Origin of the sequence: Phytomonospora endophytica, assembly GCF_014202425.1 — a bacterium.
Taxonomy (GTDB): domain Bacteria; phylum Actinomycetota; class Actinomycetes; order Mycobacteriales; family Micromonosporaceae; genus Phytomonospora; species Phytomonospora endophytica.
Genome location: NZ_JACHGT010000015.1, coordinates 164,086 through 184,187 on the forward strand (window position 1 = coordinate 164,086; position 20,102 = coordinate 184,187).

The 20,102-nt window shown below is 63.6% G+C and carries 12 protein-coding genes; 9 read left to right on the forward strand and 3 right to left on the reverse strand.

What is annotated here, in order from left to right; genetic code table 11:
* Positions 1-5 precede the first annotated feature (5 nt).
* The 4 genes from HNR73_RS29730 to HNR73_RS29745 all read left to right on the forward strand — a co-directional run bounded on the left by HNR73_RS29730 (position 6) and on the right by HNR73_RS29745 (position 8,243).
* On the forward strand, positions 6-1,709 hold the full coding sequence (locus tag HNR73_RS29730; RefSeq protein ID WP_184790981.1) for an ABC transporter ATP-binding protein: 1,704 nt from the start codon (positions 6-8) through the stop codon (positions 1,707-1,709).
* Positions 1,706-3,439 (forward strand): ABC transporter ATP-binding protein, encoded by a 1,734-nt coding sequence (locus HNR73_RS29735; RefSeq protein WP_184790982.1) that lies wholly within the window; start codon positions 1,706-1,708, stop codon positions 3,437-3,439. The genes HNR73_RS29730 and HNR73_RS29735 overlap by 4 nt, the downstream gene beginning before the upstream one ends.
* 271 nt (positions 3,440-3,710) lie before the next feature.
* Positions 3,711-3,998, forward strand: a complete 288-nt coding sequence (locus HNR73_RS29740; protein WP_184790983.1) for a hypothetical protein — start codon at positions 3,711-3,713, stop codon at positions 3,996-3,998.
* A gap of 768 nt (positions 3,999-4,766) precedes the next feature.
* Positions 4,767-8,243 carry a PIN domain-containing protein gene (locus tag HNR73_RS29745; protein WP_184790984.1) on the forward strand — a complete coding sequence of 1,159 codons (3,477 nt, stop codon included), beginning with the start codon at positions 4,767-4,769 and terminating at the stop codon, positions 8,241-8,243.
* 194 nt (positions 8,244-8,437) lie between these two features.
* Here the strand turns inward: HNR73_RS29745 and HNR73_RS29750 are convergent, their stop codons facing one another.
* The gene (locus tag HNR73_RS29750) at positions 8,438-9,325 is read right to left on the reverse strand and encodes a hypothetical protein (RefSeq protein ID WP_184790985.1); all 888 of its coding nucleotides are present in this window, start codon (positions 9,323-9,325) and stop codon (positions 8,438-8,440) included.
* Positions 9,326-9,943: 618 nt separating this feature from the next.
* Entirely contained in the window at positions 9,944-12,400 is a 2,457-nt protein-coding gene (locus HNR73_RS29755; protein WP_203686314.1) for a KGGVGR-motif variant AAA ATPase, read from the reverse strand.
* A gap of 1,081 nt (positions 12,401-13,481) precedes the next feature.
* Between HNR73_RS29755 and HNR73_RS29760 the strand changes: the two genes are divergently transcribed.
* From HNR73_RS29760 to HNR73_RS29770, 3 genes are all read left to right on the forward strand, one after another.
* Positions 13,482-15,158, forward strand: coding sequence for an Eco57I restriction-modification methylase domain-containing protein (locus tag HNR73_RS29760; RefSeq protein WP_184790987.1), 1,677 nt, complete (start codon positions 13,482-13,484; stop codon positions 15,156-15,158).
* A 6-nt stretch (positions 15,159-15,164) separates the two neighbouring features.
* Entirely contained in the window at positions 15,165-15,896 is a 732-nt protein-coding gene (locus tag HNR73_RS29765) for a PaeR7I family type II restriction endonuclease (RefSeq protein ID WP_203686312.1), read from the forward strand.
* A 544-nt stretch (positions 15,897-16,440) separates the two neighbouring features.
* On the forward strand, positions 16,441-17,568 hold the full coding sequence (locus tag HNR73_RS29770) for a hypothetical protein (RefSeq protein ID WP_184790988.1): 1,128 nt from the start codon (positions 16,441-16,443) through the stop codon (positions 17,566-17,568).
* On the opposite strand, the gene HNR73_RS29775 is transcribed toward HNR73_RS29770, so the two are convergent.
* Complete coding sequence (locus HNR73_RS29775; RefSeq protein ID WP_203686310.1) at positions 17,514-18,164, reverse strand: HAD family hydrolase; 651 nt, start codon at positions 18,162-18,164, stop codon at positions 17,514-17,516. The two genes, HNR73_RS29770 and HNR73_RS29775, sit on opposite strands and share 55 nt — an antisense overlap.
* A 189-nt stretch (positions 18,165-18,353) precedes the next feature.
* Between HNR73_RS29775 and HNR73_RS29780 the strand changes: the two genes are divergently transcribed.
* Together HNR73_RS29780 and HNR73_RS29785 are read left to right on the forward strand one after the other, a co-directional pair.
* Positions 18,354-19,247: a glycosyltransferase family 8 protein gene (locus HNR73_RS29780; protein WP_184790989.1), complete on the forward strand. Its 894-nt coding sequence runs from the start codon at positions 18,354-18,356 to the stop codon at positions 19,245-19,247.
* A gap of 5 nt (positions 19,248-19,252) precedes the next feature.
* Entirely contained in the window at positions 19,253-20,098 is an 846-nt protein-coding gene (locus tag HNR73_RS29785) for a phosphotransferase enzyme family protein (RefSeq protein ID WP_184790990.1), read from the forward strand.
* Positions 20,099-20,102: the final 4 nt, after the last annotated feature.

Genomic DNA, 20,102 nt, shown 5'->3' on the forward strand with positions numbered 1-20,102 from the left:
CCACCATGTCCTCCAACCCCGTTCGACCCGGCTCGGGCGAGCCCGACACCCGCAGCCCCTTTCGGTTCCTGCTGTGGCTCGCCGCACGCCAGCGGGGCCGGATCCTCGGCGTCGCCGCCCTGACCAGCCTCGCCATCACCGGACTGATCTTCCCGCCCTTCTTCGTCGCCCACGCCGTCGACGACGGTCTCGTCCCGCGCGACTGGACGGCGCTCACCTGGTGGTCGGCGGGCGTGGTCGCCCTCGGCCTGGCCAATGCCGCGATCATCGTCGCCCAGCAGCGGGCCCTCACCTTCGCCAAGATCGACGCCACCTACCGGACCGTCGCGCTCACGACCCGGCACATCGCCCGCCTGGGCGCCGCGCTTCCCCGCAAGGTCTCCAGCGGCGAGGTCGCCAACGTCGGCGGTGCCGACGTCGCCGCGATCGGCGAGAGCATGGGCGTGGCCGGTCCCGGCATCGGTTCGGTCGCCGCGCTCATCGTCGTCGGCGTGCTCCTGTTCACCATCTCACCCGTCCTCGGCGCCGTTGTCTTCGTCGGCACGCCCCTGATCGTCCTCGCGGTAGGCCCGCTGCTCGGCCGCGTCCAGCGCCGCGAGACCGGCTACCGCGAACGGCAGGGCGAACTCACCGCCCGCTCCGGCGACATCGTCGCCGGCCTGCGGGTACTGCGCGGCGTCGGCGGCGAGAAGCGTTTCGCCGCCGCCTACCGGACCGACTCGGCGCACCTCCTGCGCGACGGCTACCGCGTCGGCGCGGTCACCAGCTGGGTGAAGTCCTTCGAAGCCGGGCTGCCCGGCCTGTTCCTCGCCGTCGTCGTGTGGCTGGCGGCGCGGCTGACCGCCGACGGCACCCTCACCGTCGGGCAGATGGTCGCCGTGTACGGCTACACCGCGATGCTGATGCTGCCGATGAACTGGATCCTCGGCTCGGTGCTCATGGGGATCCGGGGCATCGTCGCCGCCCGGCGCGTCACCGCCATCCTCGACCTGCGGCCCGACCTGACCGACACCGGCGAGACCGTCCCGGGCCCCGTCGGAGAAGCCGACCTGCACGACCCGGACACCGGCCTGACGGTGGAGGCCGGCGCCTTCACCGTCGTGGCCGCCACCGACCCCGCCGAAGCACGTGCCCTCGCCGACCGGCTCGGCCGTCACACCGACTCCGACGCGACCTTCGGCGGCGTGCGGCTCGACCTGATGCCGCTGGCGGAGGTCCGGCAGCGGATCCTGGTGGCCGAGGACGGCGCCTACCTGTTCGGCGGGCCACTCCGGCACGTCCTCGGAGGCGACGGCGAAGACGTCACCGCGGCCCTCCACACGGCCGTCGCCGAGGACATCGTCGCCGCCCTCCCCGAAGGCGCCGACACCGAACTCGGCAACCAGGCGCGCACGCTGTCCGGCGGCCAGCGGCAGCGGCTGCGACTCGCCCGCGCCGTTCACGCCGATCCCGAGGTCCTCGTCCTCGTCGAACCGACCTCCGCGGTCGACTCGCACACCGAGGCGGCCATCGCCGCACGGCTGCGGACCGCGCGTTCGGGACGCACGACCGTCGTCGTGAGCACCTCGCCGCTGTTCCTCGACCGGGCCGACCGCGCGATCCTGCTCGCCGACGGGAAGGTCGCCGCCAGCGGCGGCCACCACGACCTGCTCACCGAGTCGCCCGCCTACCGGGCGCTCACCGACCGCAGCATTGGAGAAGCGCGATGAACCAAGGTTTCCCCGTCGCCGGACGCGCCGAGGTCCGGCGGGCGCTGCTGCGCCTGCTGAGGGCGGAGCGGCCGGCCCTGGCTGGAATGCTGGTGCTCTACCTCGTCACCGCGGCGGCCGGGGTCGCCGCGCCGCTCCTGCTCGGCGTGCTCATCGACCGCGTTCGGGTGGGCGGGGGCATCGACGAGGTCGACGTCCTCGCCGGGCTGATCGTGGTCTCGGTACTGGTGCAGATGGCGCTGGTGCGCTACTCGCGCTACGTCGGGCATCGCTTCGGGGAGCGCGCGCTGGCGCGGCTGCGTGAGGAGTTCGTCGACCGCGCGCTGCGCCTGCCGCTGTCCGATGTGGAGAAGGCCGGGACCGGCGACCTGGTCACCCGCAACTCGCTGGACGTCGCGACCGTCGGCACGATGCTGCGCGACGCCATCCCGGAGATGTTCACCGCCGTCATCAATACCCTGGTCATCCTCGCCACGGTGTTCGTGCTCGACCCGGTGCTCGGCCTGTGCGTGTTCCTGATGGCGCCGACCGTCTACCTCGGGAGCCGCTGGTACCTCAAGCGCGCCAGGGAGGGCTACCTCGCCGAAGGCGACGCGAACTCGGCGGTCACCGAGACACTGGTGGCGACCGCCGAGGGCGCGCGCACGATGGAGACCTTCGGGCTCGGGCCGCGACGCGTGGCCGAGGGGGAGGCGGGGATCGAACGCGCCTACCGTACGCGCCGATGGACGCTGTTCCTGCGCAGTGTGCTGTTCCCGTCCCTCGACGCCTCCTACCCGCTGCCGATCGCGGGAATCCTGATCATCGGCGGTGCCATGTACTTCGCCGACGCGGTGACGCTCGGAGCGGTCGTCGCCGCGACCCTGCTGGTCCGGCAGTTCGTCGATCCCTTCGACCGGATCCTGATGTGGGCCGAGAAGCTCCAGCTAGGCGCGGCCTCCTACGCCCGCGTCGAAGGTCTCGGCCTCGTCAAGGGGACCCCCACCGGTCCGGGCGCTGTCCCCGACGGTGACCGTCTGGAGGCCGCCGACGTCAGCTACGCCTACGACGGCGCCACCGACGTCCTCAAGGGAGTGACCCTTGACGTCCGGCCGGGGGAGCGGCTCGCGATCGTCGGGCCGTCCGGCGCCGGGAAGTCGACCCTCGGGCGACTCCTGGCAGGCATCGACGTCCCCCGCACGGGCGCGGTCCGCCTCGGGTCGACGCCCATCGGCGAGATCGGGCCGGAGCGGCTGCGCACCCTGGTCGCCCTGGTGACGCAGGACCACCACGTCTTCCGGGGCACCCTCCGCGACAACCTCGCCCTCGCCAAGGACGCCGACGACGAAGAACTCCGCGGCGCCCTGGCGGCCGTCGAGGCCGACTGGGCGGCCAACCTACCCGACGGCCTCGACACAGAACTCGGTACCGACCGCCTCGACCTTGACGCCGCCCAAGCCCAGCAACTCGCCCTCGCCCGCGTCCTGCTCGCCGACCCCCACACCGTGATCCTCGACGAAGCCACCTCGATGCTCGACCCCACCGCCGCCCGCAGAACCGAGGCCTCCCTGGCCGCCGCCCTCGAAGGCCGAACAGTGATCGCGATCGCCCACCGCCTCCACACCGCCCACGACGCCGACCGCGTAGCCGTCATCGAGGAAGGACGAATCGTCGAACTGGGCAGCCACACCGAACTCACCGCCGCCGGCGGCCCTTACTCGGCCCTGTGGCGCAGCTGGCACGGGGACTGACCGACGCCTCGCGGTGGCGCCTGGGTGCGGCGGGTGCCACCGGGGGGCGTTTCCTTGGCCAGGGCTCGGCCACCGAGACGCCGCTTCTGACCGCTGAATTCCCGGAGGTACCGGCCCGACGTAACGTCAATGACGAATTAACAATGGATTGGTCACTGTGTCGACTCGGATCCACTGTGGCGCGAAACTGGTCGCTGATCGTGCCCGGCCAAGTGCCCAGGGGGACCTGTGTCCGGTTTCGCTGTCCGCCTCCGTGCCCACGGAGTACCCGGTGTTCATCGATCCTGATTGGACGGCTCCGAGCCGGTCGGCGTATGCGACGTTGACCGATCGGGAAGGCTCACACTACGACACGCCGCATCCGCCGGTGAATGCCGGTGCGGGAAAGCCCAAAGTCGGCTATTCGACCTTTGGTCAGGTGTTCGACCCCGCATCCGCGTTCGCCGAGCTTGGCGACGCAGCGGATCCGATGCTCGCCATGCTCTTCAGGCTCGTTCTCGGTTGCCGGTTCGACGGCGGTGCGGAGATCGGTGAGGTGTCGTCGTTCGCGCACGGGTGATCAGCCTCGGAGACGATATGTCGTACCTGGAGACCGAGGCGGCCGTACGGAACCAGTTGGGGAGCCCGAACTCGCAGTCTGGGACATCCCCGGGGAACTGTGGATGTCGATTCACATGACGACGTTCCACTACACGATCAGGGAAGTGCTCATGTCTCCCGCGGAGTCGGCGGCACGGCTCGGTTGCGCTGAGTGGTACACGGTCAAACTGGGCCACGAACTCACGTACCACTCGACCGGGCGGCCTGGGTAGATCCAGAGAGGTTGCCGCCCCTAGCGATTCCGGGGTCGCGCGCTGGTCCGTTTCCCCTACACGCGAAAAACCCCGCCTCCCAGTGTTCGCACTGGTCAGGCGGGGTTTCTGCTGGTCTTTGGGCGGTGCCCCCGGCAGGACACGTCGCAGATGGGAACTGGGCTGACCAGCGAAAACACCCACGGGCGACTGATCATCGCAGCGGCACTGGCGCTTGTTTGATCGGTCAGTGTGAACCTGTCGAGATGCGCGAGGGCAATAGCCATGGTCATCTCGACGGGAACCCGCCTGACACGTCGGTACTCGTGAGGATCTTTCTCAGGTCAGCGTGTAAATGTATGCGGCGGGTAGCCGTTCGGGTGAGTGGGTGCTCAGCGAGGTCGGCGAACCTTGTGGATGCCGACTTGATCGCGGTCCGCGAGTTACTTCCTGCCCTATGCTCGTAGATGAGCCTGTCTGCACGATCATCTCGTTTGCCCGGCGTGCGATAGGACAGCCTAGAACGGGGTAATGACATGCCGAAACGTTCGAAGTTGCGCTTTCTGCCATCATTTGCGATGTCGGCCGCATTCACGGCAGCCGGATTCGTGGCGGCCATCGCGGTCAATTACTTGAGCAGCGTGGCCAACCCGCCCGCTTGGCTCTCATTGATACGAGATCATCCACTGATAGCGCTTGGTCTCTTTGGTCTCGTCATGTTCGCCCTTCCTACATTCAATTCGATATATGAACGAATAGGGCCAGATCCGGCATCTTCCGACGATCTAATCGGAATGGAAGAGCGGATTGGGTCGCGATTCGACACCATCGAAGTCGGTCAATTGAGGGACGATGAGCGTGTGCTCTCGCGCTTGCCTCCGTACGTCGAACTACTTCTGAAATCGGACATGGATCGCGCTGGCACGTGGAATCTTATCGCGCCCTTCACTGATGAAAACGTAGACCCGAGGCAGCTCGCCGGCGAATGGTCGCGCGCTGTTCCCTCCGCGGTTTCGGAGCTCTCCGCCCAAGGCTGTCTGGTTGTCGCCGAACTTCTCCGGGCATACGGGCAACCGATAGGAGCCATAGAGTCTATTGAGCGTGCCCTAGGGCTGGGAGTTAGTTCTCGGCCATATTGGCACTTCCGCTGCGCGCAAATCGTTTGGCAGGTTGAGGGAGAAGATTCTAATCGCGCTGCTGAGTACCTGAACAGCGCTCTTGAGATTGATCCTATGTACCCGCTGGTGAACGCCGCTTTGAGATGCCATCAAGGGGCCTATGCTGATGCATCTCAATATCTGGTTACCTGGAATGCAGCTACGGCGTGGGAGCAGGATGCCGCCGCCGGTGTCGCGGCATCGATAGCTTGGCGGCAGGGCCTCCAGGACGAGGCAATCCTGGCAATCGAGCGTATTGCCACAAGTACCTCCCATGCTGGTCTGTTGCTCCAGCTGGCTCAACTGCTCAGGTACCGGTCGGTCAGAGGTAATGGCGACAGCCGATGGAAGGATGCTTTTCGGGCCCTGGACCTTGCTCTTCAGGCACGGAACTCTCGTCGTGTCTGGCGTGGTGATAGCGCTGAGGCGGTCGCTGCGGCTGCTCAAGCAGCGATCATCGTAGATGACATGCCACAGGTTTGGAGCATTACGCGTCCAGAGCCAGAGGGGACTGCTACAAAAGCAGAAGCAGGGGATCCGAGAGTACTGCCAATGGCAGCGGCAGCGGCAGCTCAGACTGGTCGGCTCTCCCAAGCCCGTGAGATCGCTGATGCGACCGATGATGGGCTTGCAAAATTGCTAATTGAAGCAGAAATAGCGAGCAGTCAAAGCACTGTTGGGAACAATAATGACGCGATCGCGAAGTGGGAAGAGGTACTTGCAGCGTCAGTATCCGATGAAGACAAGGTGCAAGCCTTGCGTGCTCTTGCCCTAGAAGGATCGACTAACCAGGCCGCCATTGAGGCCCTGAAGCAACGCCAGTCTGCAGCGGTTGAAGAGATCAGGCTCATCGAACAAGTCATGACCGTCAGAGGCTCGAATGCCGATGAGCTGCTAAGGCAGCTCGAAAGTGAAACTCAGCTTGCCTCGGTTCGTCGTGCGGAACTCCTGCGGGCTGACGATAAACCGTTGGAGGCTGCCGAGGTATTGATTGACGCCACGGAGCGGTGGGAAAATCCGCGCCTGCTTTCGATGGCTATTGACTCATATATGGAGGCTGGCGAGTGGGAACGCGCGGCGGAGGCAGCGCAGTTGGTTCTGGCTGACAGTGGGCGGCTCTGGGCTGGTAGAGCGACGGTTCTTCGTCGACTTATGGTGATTCAGGAAGTCCTAAAGGACTGGCCCAAGCTAGCAGCTGTCTGTCGCGGGCTTCTCGAGATCGACGAGCAGGACGACGACGCACGTTGGAGCCTCGCCTATGCTGAGTTTCGCAACGGAGAAGACCGCCGAGCGTGGGAAACATTGCGGCGCCTTGGGAGTTTGCGGGCCTCCACGAAGCATCGTGCGATCTTCCTACTTGAACTAGCCCGGCGCTTTTCTGATTCTGAAGAAATGGCGCGGACTGGCCTGTCACAATTGCAGGCGTTTCCGGACGATGAGGATATTCATGCAGCGGTTATCCATGCCATTAGTATGCGTCGCGATAATGCAGATCTGCCGGCCGATGTGAGTCGAGAAGTCTCGGCGGCCTGGTCGACCTTCCTCGAACTGTATCCAGAAAGCACGCACTTTACTGCATACACCTTGCCGGAAGATGACCATCCTCTCGCGGAGATTGAGACGATCTTGCAAGAGCAAGCCGCGACCTACGAACGAGTTCTGAAGATGATCTCTGATCAGCTCGCGCCAATCGGGTTGCTCGATCGTGTCGTCGGCAAACCGTACGCAGCCATATTTCCGTACCGGCCTCTGGGTTATCATCGTATTGCCACCGTAGCCCAGCAAGATATCGATATCGAATTGGGTCACGCGAGAGAGATGCGGACACGAGGTTGCATTCTGGACGCAAGCGCACTGTTTACCCTTGCTCTTATCCCTGACGTTGCGTCGACGCTTATCGCTCTAATCGGGAGGCCTGCCGCCACGGCTGCTGCTATATCGGACGTGTTGGCCGCTGACGATTACTTCAGCCTCCCGGTTGCAGGAACTCTAGGATTCGATTCTAAGCACGGTAAGATCTTTGCGGCGGGGATCGAGGATGATGTCCGCCGTCGCCAGCATAAGCAAGTAAGGGCCATGCTGGATATGGTTCGGTCTCTACGGCGCATCATGCATCCCGCAATGATTCACCTTGATTCTATTAGCTCAAACGGCGAGCCTCCTTGGCTTCTCAATTTGGATGCTGCCAAGCATGCGAATGCCGCCTTGTGGTGTGATGATCTCGGATTGCGTCGTCTTGCCCATGGGTTGGGAGTTCGAACGTTTGGGACCGTATCGCTGATTTCCGTGGCGCTCGAGAGAAATATAATTGACGAGGAGAATTTTTCTCGGATCATCCTCGCTCTCTTGAGGGAGTATGTGGTCGATCTTCCCTTTGATGAGCAATCGTTGCTTTCCCTCGCGGCGGGAGATGAGTGGGAACCCCGCGCAGCCGCTGTGGTACTTAGCCGTGCGGCGGCATGGGTGAAACCTGAATCTTCAGTACTGGTTTTGCGGCGGGCGCTGCGGAATGCTCCACCGGTAAGCCTGGCTGCCTGGTTGCACTCCGCTTTCGTTGGGATCAAAGGGGCGTTCGGGGAGGCTGATCTGCGAGAGAATCTAGTCGGGGTGATCGCCGCGATTATGCGCGAGGCATGGGCTGGGCCTGGTCACCTAGGGGCCGCCGAGGTGGCATTGAACGAGCTTGTGTCGGATATGGCTGGCGAGATCGTCCGTGCTGTACTGAATGACCTGTGGAAGTATGTTTCTAATCGGCATAGTAGCGAGGAAGCAGCCATGATCTTTTTGTACCTCGCCGGGCAGCTCGACGACACTAACCGGCATTATGCAATGGCCGTAGTTCTCGGAACAGGTTGAGTAATTATCCAGTTTGGAAATTAGGACGTCGGTTCGATTCGATTCTGGTACTCGGCTGGATCATCGACAGCAAGCCAAGCCTTAAGGTGGTCGCTCAAGCCATCGCACGCACTGGTGCCGGGTGGGACATCTGTCCCACCCGGCACCTTTTCGGCCGCGGGTGGCTCCGGAGATGCTGACCCCTCGCTGGATGGTCAGATGCGTCCGTGTATCGGCTTGCGGTAGAGGCTCAATTTGGCGCTCTTGTATGACAGTTCGATGTGGTGACTGTTGTGGACTGTCGCGATTGTGTCGGACAACCCGACAATGGGATCGGTGAGCATGGCGGCGATGTCAGGATGGGCGGGGCATTGGTTCCATTCGAGGTGCCAGTCGTCTCCTGCGCCTTTGAGGCGTCGGTAGGGTCCGCCCCATGCACGGTGTTGATGGTCACCTGGCCTGTCGAAGGGGTCGTAGAACCAGCTGGCTGCCCAGGTTTGGTGGGGGTCGCGGAAGTTCCATCGGGTGATGAGTGCCGCGAGAAGAGTCTGTGCGTCGAGGCTGGGCAAACGGTGTGCCGCCATGGCTTGTTCTTCTGCCGCTGACAGCGGGTGCTGCGGGGTCCACCAGCCTCGTTCTGTGTCACGAAGACCTTGGGGCGGAAGCTTTCGGCCCTTGACGGTTGATCGTCTCGTGACGCGCATCAGGGCACCGCTGGGCAGGTGGAGCATGTGATAGTCGCTCTGCTCGATGTGCACGATGCGCAGGCCGGGGATACCGATGAACTCAGGATCGGTGGGGACGAGGTAGCCGGTGACGTTGTCGGGCGCATCGGTGACGAGCACCAGCTCGTCGAATCGTGCAGATGGCGTGATGCTGTAGCAGGTCAGCGTACTTGGGCTGAGGCTGTGGCCGCCGGTGCCGACTGGCGCAGTGTCAAAGATGAACGCAGCGAGTAGGTATCGCAGTGCCAGCTGGGCGGGGGTGCAGTCGTCGAGGCCGATGTTGTTGCGACATCCCACGCTGAAGCGAGCGGTGGAGTAGTTCTCCCTGGAGCGGGCCGAGCGTTGCTTGGCCAGACGGGTACGCGTGGATCGGGGCATGGTGGACTCCCTGCTGCCCGGCCAGCGTCCTCAGGTGCCCTGCATGTAACCGCACACGAGAGTTCTCAATGAGCGTAGAGCGGGCAAACACACCCTTCTTGCAGCTCTCCGACAACCGGGTGTCATGAGCCATCACTGCGGACCTCCACATGGCCGCTCAGTCGAGCTTATGCCCGCCGGGTCGTCGGGATCTGCAGCGACACTCCGGGATTGCGCAGGCTGGCGTGCGGATCAGGTGCTACCTACGGTGCTCTCCGCATGCGGGCGCCGGTCTTAGCCGGTCGTGGAAGGGGGTGGTTCAGGCGAATGCCGATTGGATCATCTTGTGAAGTGAGTTGGCCTGAGTACCGGGCCGGCGAAACACAAGCAGCTTGGCCGGGCACCTCACGTACCGCTGAAACCCAGCGACGGGGTCTAGGTGCGAAGCCTCAGCAGAGGGGTGTGGGGTGGAGACGGAGTCTTCCCCCACCGCGAGCGAAGCGAGCAAAGAAGATCAGCAAAAACGACCAGGGGACGGTTGGTCGTTGCAGCCGACTTCCAGCTGGCACCGCCATGCTGAGTCGAGGAGACCTACGACCAACGCCTAGCTCAGCCCAGATTCACGGTCGCATTCTCGTGCTACCGCCTCCATAGCACCTTCGCTCTGCGTTCACTGCCGTACCCCAGTCCGTGCCGGTAGATCTCTGCTACCCAGTAGCGACCATCGCTGCCGCGGGCGAATACCCCGGAGTCCACAAGGAAGTCCGCATTCCGTATGGAGATCCCGACTTCATTCAGCTCGAAAGGGACTGTCACAGGCTGATGCACTTGCTGCAGCCGGCTGAGTAGTTCACCGACTTCCTGGTTCTCCTGTTGAATCGAGTCGATCTTGTTCTTGCTGCAAGCTAGCAGCGCCTTGCGCATTGCGCTGGGTGCGAGTATGCGGTCTTCCCAAGTCGTCTGAGGGATCGATAGCTCAGCTGCCTCGGACAGAAATACAACTACGTCTCTCGCTTGCACCTGGTCGTTGAAGTCCCCGAGTGCGGCGGGTACCCAGAGATGAGATCGTGCTTCTCTGGACTTCTCTGTTCCCATCTTGCGGCCCCATACCGGGATGAGGCTTTCCACTAGTTCATCGGAGGACAGATCGGTGATCCGAGACTCTTCTATACGGGTGGCTAGCGCATTGGCGTGGACCGTCACCCATAGCGCGAGCCGCAGAGCCTCTTCTTTGTCCCAGCGCAATGCGTAGGGCTCATACCGTGCCAGGAGCTGGCCGCTGTTCTGCCGTACCGCCCGCGTCACCAGGTCCTGACGGACGAAGACGACTAGCCCAAATGGACGTCCTCTCAGCGAACGCAACCAGCCGAGCACGTCGATCAGTAGCACGCGAAGCGCCGTACACTTCGACTCGTTGTCCAGCGCCTGGAGTAGGTCCTCGAGGCCGTCGATAACGAACACTGCTCGCGCCCTCTTGCCAAGCTCAGCGAGTGCGGCCTCCGGATCGCCGTTGTCCTCTGGTAGAGCACCCGCCGCGGCGGCCAGGCACTCGAGCCAGAGATGCCGCCATCCGAGCTCGTCTTGAGGGGCGAGAGTAGAGAGTCCTGTTTTCAGCCGATCCTTCAATTCGTGAGAGGATGCAGGCTGGTTCAGTTCCCCGTTATTGTCGGCCACAAACCTGTCCCGCAGGTCCTGTGTCGTCAAGTCGTCGTATTCCAGATTGTCTGATTCCAGTACCGGTATCACAGGCATGGCCAGTTGCACGCCATCAATCCCGGACTGCTCAGCGAACCGCTTCCAGGACTGTGCTGCACATGCCTTCGCGTACATGAAGGTCTTGCCTGCTCCCTTGGCGCCCACCACCAGTGCTATAGGCGGCTCCGTCCGATGGTCTCCCAATAGCCTTCGCAGCGGGTCTGTCACAAGGAATCCGCTGGCCGACGACATGCCTTCTCGCTCGGCGTATATCAAACGTCGGGCGACTTCCGATAGCCGGCGGCGCAACGTGGAGTGGTCAACGGCTGCCAACGCTACGTTGGGCCCAGTTGGCTCTGGTGCGACTGGAGTTGGCATGATCGACTCTAGTGACTCGGCAATCTTGCCGTTCTCTAGAGTTCGCAGAACTGCGTCCCAAGAGGCGGGGAGCGCAAGTAGTTCCTCTCGGAAAGGACTAAGTAGCGGTCGGGAGAAGAGGTCAGCGTCAACTTCGTCAGTGTCCTCGGCATCCGTAACCGGTGCATCGCTTGCTCTCCTTAGCGATGCAAATAGTGCACTGCCGAGTTCGTCACATGCACGTTCGACCTGGTCGTTGTGTACATCCTGCCGGTATTGAGTGATGATCACTGAGCTTGCCGGGTCGAGTCCCTGTATAGTTGGCGCCCTGTGTCCCAGTTGTCGGAGCAATTTCTCTGTTCCCGTGAGTGACTGGTGACTAAGAGTTGTTACAAAGACTCGTTGAACGCGAGGATCTAGCAGAACTGGCGCAGACAGCTCAGTCGCTCCGGCCCGGAGATCGATAACGACAATGTCCGCGCCGGCACGAGCGGCGAGAGCGGCGAGTGCCTCTGTCAAGTAATACGGCGACCGGTTCGGAGTAAGCAAATCTGCTGGATCGATGCGAGGTGGGCCGAGTAGTGACCTTCGACTGGCTGGGACCAAAGTTACTCGTCCTCCGCCGGTGTACCTTCCGACCTGCTGATTCGGGAGATACGAGACGGCAATATCCAGTGCCGCTGACTCGCTTCCGTCCTCAGCTCCCTGCAAGAGCGCCAGCAGGTCCTCGAACCCGAAGTCGATCTGGCCGCCCTGTGCTCTGTGCATCCATGTGATTCCAGGAGCTTCGAGATCAGCGTCGATCAATAGGACGCTGCTACCGTGTCGAGCCATGGCATCGGCCAGGGCAACCGCATGGACTGTGCGGCCAACCCCACCTTTGAACGAGTGGAACGCCACCAGCTGTACATCGTTGGGAAAGCGGTCCTCGATGGGTCGTTCAAGTGCATTTGCCAGTTGCGAGGTGATGTGCTTCTCTCGCAGTAGAGGGACTCGGCGCGAGGCGGCCACGCCGTCCGGTTCGAAACTGAGCATGACGGGCATACCGACAAAGGCTGTGGTCCGTGGATCATCGAGTGCTAGGACAAGAGTGTCGCCAAGCCATTCAGTCGAACCTGCTCCGAACGCTTCTTCGAGCCATTGTCGGACTCCTGCAGCATCCACGGTAGGGGAAACGACCAGCTTGAGCCCATCCCACCAACCGTCCGCTGCGTGTAGCCATTGGGGCCACCGGCCAGCAGTCGCCAGAAGAGCGAGGTGTTCGTCCACATCCACCCATGTGAACAGGTGTTCCGGAGGGGTCAGACCCTCCAGGTGTGTTACTTCACCCATCGTCCTGTGCTCCGCTCCTAGAAGTCCTGCTCACACCAACTGATCAAAGCTCGAAGTGCTTCTTGGGCTTCGTGTTCATCCGATGAAGACAGTCTTGCGCCATAGCGCCACGCCTGATGCAGATCAGTCAGGGCGACTGAACCGTGCGTGGGCGGGTGCAGCCTGCAACTCTGAAGCCGCGCGAGTCGCGTATCAATGACGGCTGGGAGCCGCAGTTCCTTGGCCAACTGACGCAGATCATGTGTTGGTTCCAAGGACGAAGAGTCGCGAAGCCCTCGCCGCACGAGTAGTCGCTCCTTGAGTCCACATTCGGCGGCGTAGAACAACAAGAGACCGGTCGTTGCTACGTCGCTGGGCAGGTCGGTCGAGTCGATCGAGTTCGCGGAGTCACGCAGCTGACCCCGTCTGGCTTTGAGGGCTTTGACTCCCACCCGAAGGACCATGACAACATCCTTCCATCGCAGCCCTCTCCGTGATTTCCGCGGTGTGCGCAAGGTTGAGTGACGACTCGGACCTCTTGGTGCGGTTCTGGCAAGTCTAGATGGGCTCAGTCACAGGCCGCAGGCGTGTCCGAGATGGTAGTTGACCGCCTCCGCTGGTGGTGACGTCTCCAGTCGACGAGTTTAGGCAGTGCGGTGGCGGTTCAGAGTGACCGGCCACGCTCGGTGACAGCACTCCTCGGTCGCCCGTAGCCGGCCCTAATGTGGCACTGCCCTCGACGATTGGTAGACGCAGGTGGTCGGGTGCGGCTCAGGTGCGTCATGGTCACCTAGGTGGCGGCTATGGTCATGCCGTGGGAACTCGTGGATTGTTCGACCTTGAGCTGCTCGATCTGCCTGACACGCTGTCTGATGCCGTCGAGCACGGTGAGGTGTTCACTCGCCGGTGGGTAGTTGAACTCCTCCTTGACCTGGTCGGATACACGCCCGACAAGGACCTCGCAGCCTCAGTGATCGTCGAACCGGCCTGTGGCGGAGGTGCGTTCCTCGGTCCGATCGTTGAGCGCCTGGTTCGGTCATGCCGGATGTACGACCGGCCCCTGCTTGATGCGGTTGGTGCTGTTGAGGCTTTCGACCTCCTTGACCGGAATGTAAAGCTGAGCCGTGAAATCGTGGCTGCGCAGCTGACGAGTGATGGTTGGGAGGCTGAGCACGTTGAAGCGGTTGTTGGTGCCTGGGTTAACCAGGGCGATTACCTCCTGCGTCGTGGGGTTGCCGAGAACGTCGACTTCGTGGTGGGCAACCCGCCTTACATCCGACTTGAGGACGTGCCCGACAGCCGTATGGGCGCCTACCGCCAGGCCTGCCCCACCATGGGTGGTCGCGCCGACATCTATGTTGGTTTCTACGAACGCGCGCTGCGCAGCCTTAATCCAGGTGGCCGCCTTGGGTTCATCTGCGCCGACCGGTGGATGCGCAACCAGTACGGTCGACTGCTGCGCGAGCTCGTCACCAGTCGGTTCAGCATGGACCTGGTCTTGACGATGCACGATGTCGACGCCTTCGGTGAACAAGTAGCCGCCTACCCAGCGATCACGGTCATCAGCAACAGGAAGCAAGGTGTGGCAGTCGCAGCCGACACCACGAAGAGTTTCGGAGCAGGCTCCGCCGAGGAGTTCCGCTCCTGGATGCTCGACGAGACCGAGCAACTAGTCGCAACGTCGTCGTACCACGCCGCGCGTTTGCCCCACTGGTTTCCTGGCGATGACTCGTGGCCAGCGGCCTCCCCTGCCCGCCTGGCAATGCTGGAAGACCTCGCCGACCGCTTCGGTCTGCTCGAAGACAAGACGACAGGAACGAAGGTCGGCATCGGCATCGCAACCGGAGCCGACAAGGTCTTTCTCACCAGCGATCCCCAACTGGTAGAACCCGACCGGCTTCTGCCCATGGCGATGGTTCGCGACACCAAGACCGGAGAGTTCACCTGGGGCGGAACCTATCTGGTCAACCCCTGGACCCCTGAGGGTCAACTCGTCGATCTTTCCACCCACCCGCGGCTCGCGGCCTACTTCAAGAAGCACGACCTCAGTCTCCGAGGGCGCTACGTCGCCGTCAAGCAACCAAGCCGCTGGTACAAGACCATCGACAAGGTCGACCACACGCTGACCAGCCGCCCCAAGTTGCTGTTCCCCGACATGAAGGTCAACATCCACCCGGTTCTCGACGACGGAACCGCGTATCCGCACCACAACCTGTATTTCATCGTGTCCGACACATGGGACCTGCGCGTCCTCGGCGGGCTACTGCTCTCACGGGTCGCCGAGGCCTTCGTGAGCGCCCACGCGGTGAAGATGCGTGGTGGAACTCTCCGGTTCCAGGCCCAGTACCTCCGCAAGATCCGTGTTCCCGACCCTGCACTGATTACAGTGGACGATCGCGCCGCTCTCGCTGATGCGTTCGAACGACGTGACGCCGAAGCTGCCACCGTGGCGGCACTACGCGCGTATGGGCTCAGTGAACTACCGGACTAGGAGGACGTGTTGGCGGTCACCCGGCAAGACTTCGAAGATGCTGTCGCGGCCTATTGGAACGTCAAGAACGCACAACACATGGTCTCGGCGGTCAAGGACAAGGTCGGATCGGGGACCGCTGGTTCGGTCCGCGGCGGCAAGCACTTCGACGGACTTTCCGCGCTGCTAGCAAAGTTCTTTCTCGATGCCGGATTCCCGCCTTCCTCGGTGCACATCAACAAGAGGAAGAACCTGGTCCTGCCGGGCTACTACCGACCACAGAAGCTGTGGGACGTCGTGATCGTCCACAACAACACCTTGGTAGCCGCCTTCGAGTTCAAGGCTCTCGGCGGTCCGTCCTTCGGCAACAACTACAGCAACAGGATCGAGGAGGCGCTCGGAAGCGCAGCCGACACTCGTCGTGCGGCCGCCGCCGAACTGTACCCGGGCGAGCTGCCCTGGCTTGGTTACTTCTTCCTCCTACAGGACGAAGATGGGTCCCAGAGCCCAGTGCGCATCGACAAAGGTGCATTTCCCGTCGAGGAGATGTGGCAAGGACTCTCATACGGCGAACGTTGCGCGATCTTCCTTGAACGCTTGAACACCGAACGCATCTACGACGCGGTTTGCTACGTCACCTCGTCCCCAGAGGAAATGAAGCCCAACGAGCCAGTCCCCAGCCTCGATTGGCAGCACTTCTCTGCAGCAATTCACGGCCGCATCGAGTACTTCGACAAGCTGGGCTTCTTGTTGAAGTGAGCGCACGTGCCGGCCGTCGCCTTCGGCCGTGCGCGCCGTTCGTTTGCCGTGAGGCGCCTGGTGCCGGGGACGCGTGCTTGAGCCCCCGGCGCGGGGCATGAGTCGCCGGGGGCGTTCCCGGCATCATTGCATCCTGCTGTGCTCTGCTTGCCTTCGGCGCAGCTGTCGTGATCCTCGGCTGCTGCTGCTGCTGCTGCTGCTGCGGCAGGTAGGCGGCTTCGGTTCTGCGCTGACCTCCGAATCGGTAAAGATTTCTCTTTGAGACTGCTCGCGTGCACGCCGGGCACGGCGTCTCTCCGGTAACGTCCGATGTGGATGTTCCGGGCTGGGCGGGGAGGGATCGCCGATGGCCGCTCCTGTCATCCCACCAGGCAGTTGGTGGGCGAGGACGTTTGAGGGGAAACCACTAGCCGATGCTCTGGCCCGTCGTGATTTCGGTGTGGTGTTCCGATTCCTTCGAGGTTCGGGGTGGTCGGTTGCGGCGCTGGCTCGCGCGACTGGGCTGGGCGAGTTCCGGATTCGGGAGGTGGCGCAGGGTCGCCGAGTGATCACGACGTTCGATGTGATTGCTCGAATCGTTGACGGGCTCGAGATCCCACCTGAGCTGTGCGGCCTCGCTGGCCGAGCCATCGGCTCTGAAGTGCGAGGCGCAGCATTTCCCGTTCCAACAAGGGCGCAGGTGACGTCGTCTCCAGAATCCCTCACCAGCCTGCGAATCGTCCTCGATGCCTACGACTGTCCTGCCGACGGCGCGACTCGCTCGTTGGGCGCGCTCAGCACCGACGTCAGCGCGGTGGTTCGGCTTCGTCTCGATTCCCGCTACGAGCAGCTCGGCCGGGTGTTGCCCGGCCTGCTCCCGGAGTTGACCCGAGCGATGATGGCGCAGACTGGGCAGCGGCGGGCCGAAGCGGCGAAGTTGCTGGTGCAGGCGTATCGGGCCGCGGATGCGATTGCCGACAAGCTGGGGTTGTTCGATCTGTCTGCTCGGATCATCGGGTTGATGACGTGGGCGGCGGCTGAGTCGGGCGATCCCTTGGCCGTGGCGACCGCGGCGTATGTGCGCGGTGAGATGTTCTTCGCCTCTGGCGACTACGCCACAGGCCGGCGAGTAATGGAGCGCGCGGCCGACCAGCTACTGCCAGAGGCGTCACGGGGATCGGCGGCTGCCTACGGGGCGCTGCACATGCGGGCGGCGGTGTTGGCCGGCCGCGGCGGGGACGCAGTTCGGGCGATGGCGCACGTGAATGAAGCGCTGGATGTTGCGGGCGGCTTGTCGGAAGGCATCTATCGCGGGACGGTATTCGGACCCGCCTCGGTACAGATCCACCGGCTGACCCTGGCTGTCGAGCTTCAGGACGTCGAGACCGCGCTCGCGATCGCTGGGACGTGGACACCGCCGGAGACTCTTCCAGCCGAGCGACGGTCGCACTTCTTCGCCGATGCAGCCCGTGCCTTTGCTCTTGGCGACGCTGTGCCTCGGGCGCTTGAGGCCTTGCAGCAGGCGCGATTGACCGCACCTGAGCAGATCCGCACCAACACTGAGGTGCTCGAACTGGTCGGGAGTCTCGTCCGGGGTCGGCGGTCCATGCCGTTGACGGAGTTCGCGCAGTGGCTGGGTCAGGTTCCCGGACAGAGAAGGTCAGGCAGCTCGGTGAGCGAGGAGATCACGTAGTCGGCGGTGGCGGTGACGATCGGATCGTCAGCCCACATGAAGCCCCAGGGACCACGCCGGATCAAGGCTGTCCGGAGTCCGGCTTCGTGGGCGGGAATTACGTCGTTGTCACGGTGGTCGCCGACGTAGAGGATGCTGCCGCGGTCGGCACCGGCAAGTTCGGCGACGTGGGCGAAGAAGTCCTGGTCGGGTTTGGCGACGCCCCACTGTCCGGAGGTGGCGATGGCGTCGACTGGGAGGTTCAGGTCGGCGAGAAGCTGCGCGGCGCGGGCGGTTTGATTGCCGGCGATGCCGCCCCACAATCCGCGGGCCTGTAGTTCGGCTAGGGCGGGGCGCGCGTCGGGGTAGAGGTCGGTCTCGCTGATCTGTTCGCCGAGGCCGGCGTCTTCGCGCTTCTGGCGTTCGGCGGCCAGGTCGAAGCCGGGGCGGAAGTACTGGAAGGTCTCGGCGTTGTTGCGGCCTTCGGCGGTGACCGCGCCGAGGACGGCGGAGAAGGTGTGGCGGGGGACGCCGATCCAGTCGGCCCACGCTGCGAACTCGCGGGTGTCGTCGAGCAGGGTCTCGCCAACGTCGAACACGACTGCGGTGATCGCCACGAGTGCTTCTCCTTCACATCGCCAGGGGCTCGAACAGAGCCCATCATGGCGTGCCTCTCGCGGCAAGGGGAGCTCACGGTGAGCGCTCACCGTGAGCTGTATGAACCCCCAGCTCAGCCTCCATTGTGGTGATCACGGCATCGGCTCCTGAGCTGTCGAGGCCTTGACGTCGCTGAAGGAGGTGAGGGCGTGCTCGCTTTCGGGCTGTGTGTTGATCGTCGGTATTTCGATCCTGGTCTGGTGACCTTGGCGTCGATCGCCGACGCGACCCCGCATCAGGCACGTCGGGCGACCGCCGTCCGTGTGCTGTCCTCGGACCTGTCCCGGTCGGAGGCAACAGTCATGGCGAGGTTTGCCCGGCGACTGGGGTTCGGGTCTTTCGATCTGCGTTGGGCTCGCCCAACGAGGTCGGCGGTCATGGCCGATACGGCCTACATCTCAGTGGCCACCTACCTGCGGTTCGCGTTCACGGCGGAATTCGTGGCGCGTCCGTACTTGATCTACATCGACGCTGACGTCCTCGTTCGCGGCGACATCACCAGCGAGCTCGCGAGCTTGGGGAAGTCGCGGCTCGGTGGAGTCGTCGATGAGTTCAACGCGGCGATCGGCTCCTGCCCTGCCCTTCCGGGTTTGGTGTCGGATCGACCGGAGTTGGTCGGGCGTCCGTATCTCAACGCCGGTGTGCTGTGGCTGCACGCGAGCGGGCTCGGGACAGTGCAACGTGGCGTCGAAGCCGCCCTTCGCGACGGAGCGCGATACATCCTCCACAACGACCAAGACGCGCTGAACCTATGGCTCCTCGAGAGCGGCTCAGGCCAAGCGATGTCCGCACAGTTCAACCGGTTCGAGATCGCCCGCTTCCTGGAGTTCGGGGACTGGACCCGCCGCGTCGTTCCTCGTGGACCTTCGAACTCCGATGCCGCACTGATCCACTTCGTCGGCGCGCACAAGCCGTGGCTGTCGAGTTGCCCCGCGACCGAGGACGTTCGGGAGTACCGCGCGGTTCGCCGACGGGCTCTGCGGCTCGCCGGCCGCGACGATGCGCTCGTTTCTGGCGCCACAGCGCGGCACGAGGGGCGGTGAGGATCGTGGCGACGTCGAACCTTGAGCAGGTACTGGAGGTCGCGACGGTCGGCACAGGCGCTCGCGTGACCGACATCGTGCAGCTCAGCGGCTCGCCGGTCTCGTCGGTGTTCCGGGTTCTCCTCACCGATGACCGAGCCGTTATCGCCAAGGTCTACGACCCAGCGCACAAATACCGAGCCGAACGCGAGCGGCATCTCCACACCCTCGTCGCCAACTCCGGAGACGTGGCGGTGCCGCCTCTCCTCGACGGCAACGACGGGTCCACGGTCCTCCTCTTCGCCGACATCGGCCTGGAGCCGAGCACTGCCAGGCTGAGCCAACTCGGCGGCCTGCTCGCGCGGTTCCACGGTCTCCGCCCCGAGGCCGGACTTCTTCCTGGTGGGCGGGCTCGGCTTCGACCCTTCGCCGAGCAACTCGTCAGCCTCGTGAATTCCGCCGGGGACTTGATCCCTTCCGAGGTCCTCGGCGTGATCCGTGAGGCTGCCGTGCTCGCGCCCCGGTGCCCGCAGGTCCTGTGCCACGGAGATCTCCACGCGGGCAACGTCCTGCACATTCCGGGCAGAGCGCCTTGGCGGCCGGTCGTCATCGACTTCGAGCAGGCGACCATCGCGCCCGCCGAGTACGACCTCGCGCGCACGCTCGTGATCACGGACAGCTTCGGCACCGACTCTCGGCAGGAGCTGCTGTCCGCCTACCGCCCCCAGATCCGCCCCGAACTGCTGGCGCCGATGGTGCTCTTCCACGCGACCTCCGGCTGGATTCACGCCGTGCGCGATGGGCGCCACGTCCGTCGCTGGGAGCGGCGTTTCCATGCCGCTCGAACCGCCTTGCCTTCACCTCGTCCGTGAGAAA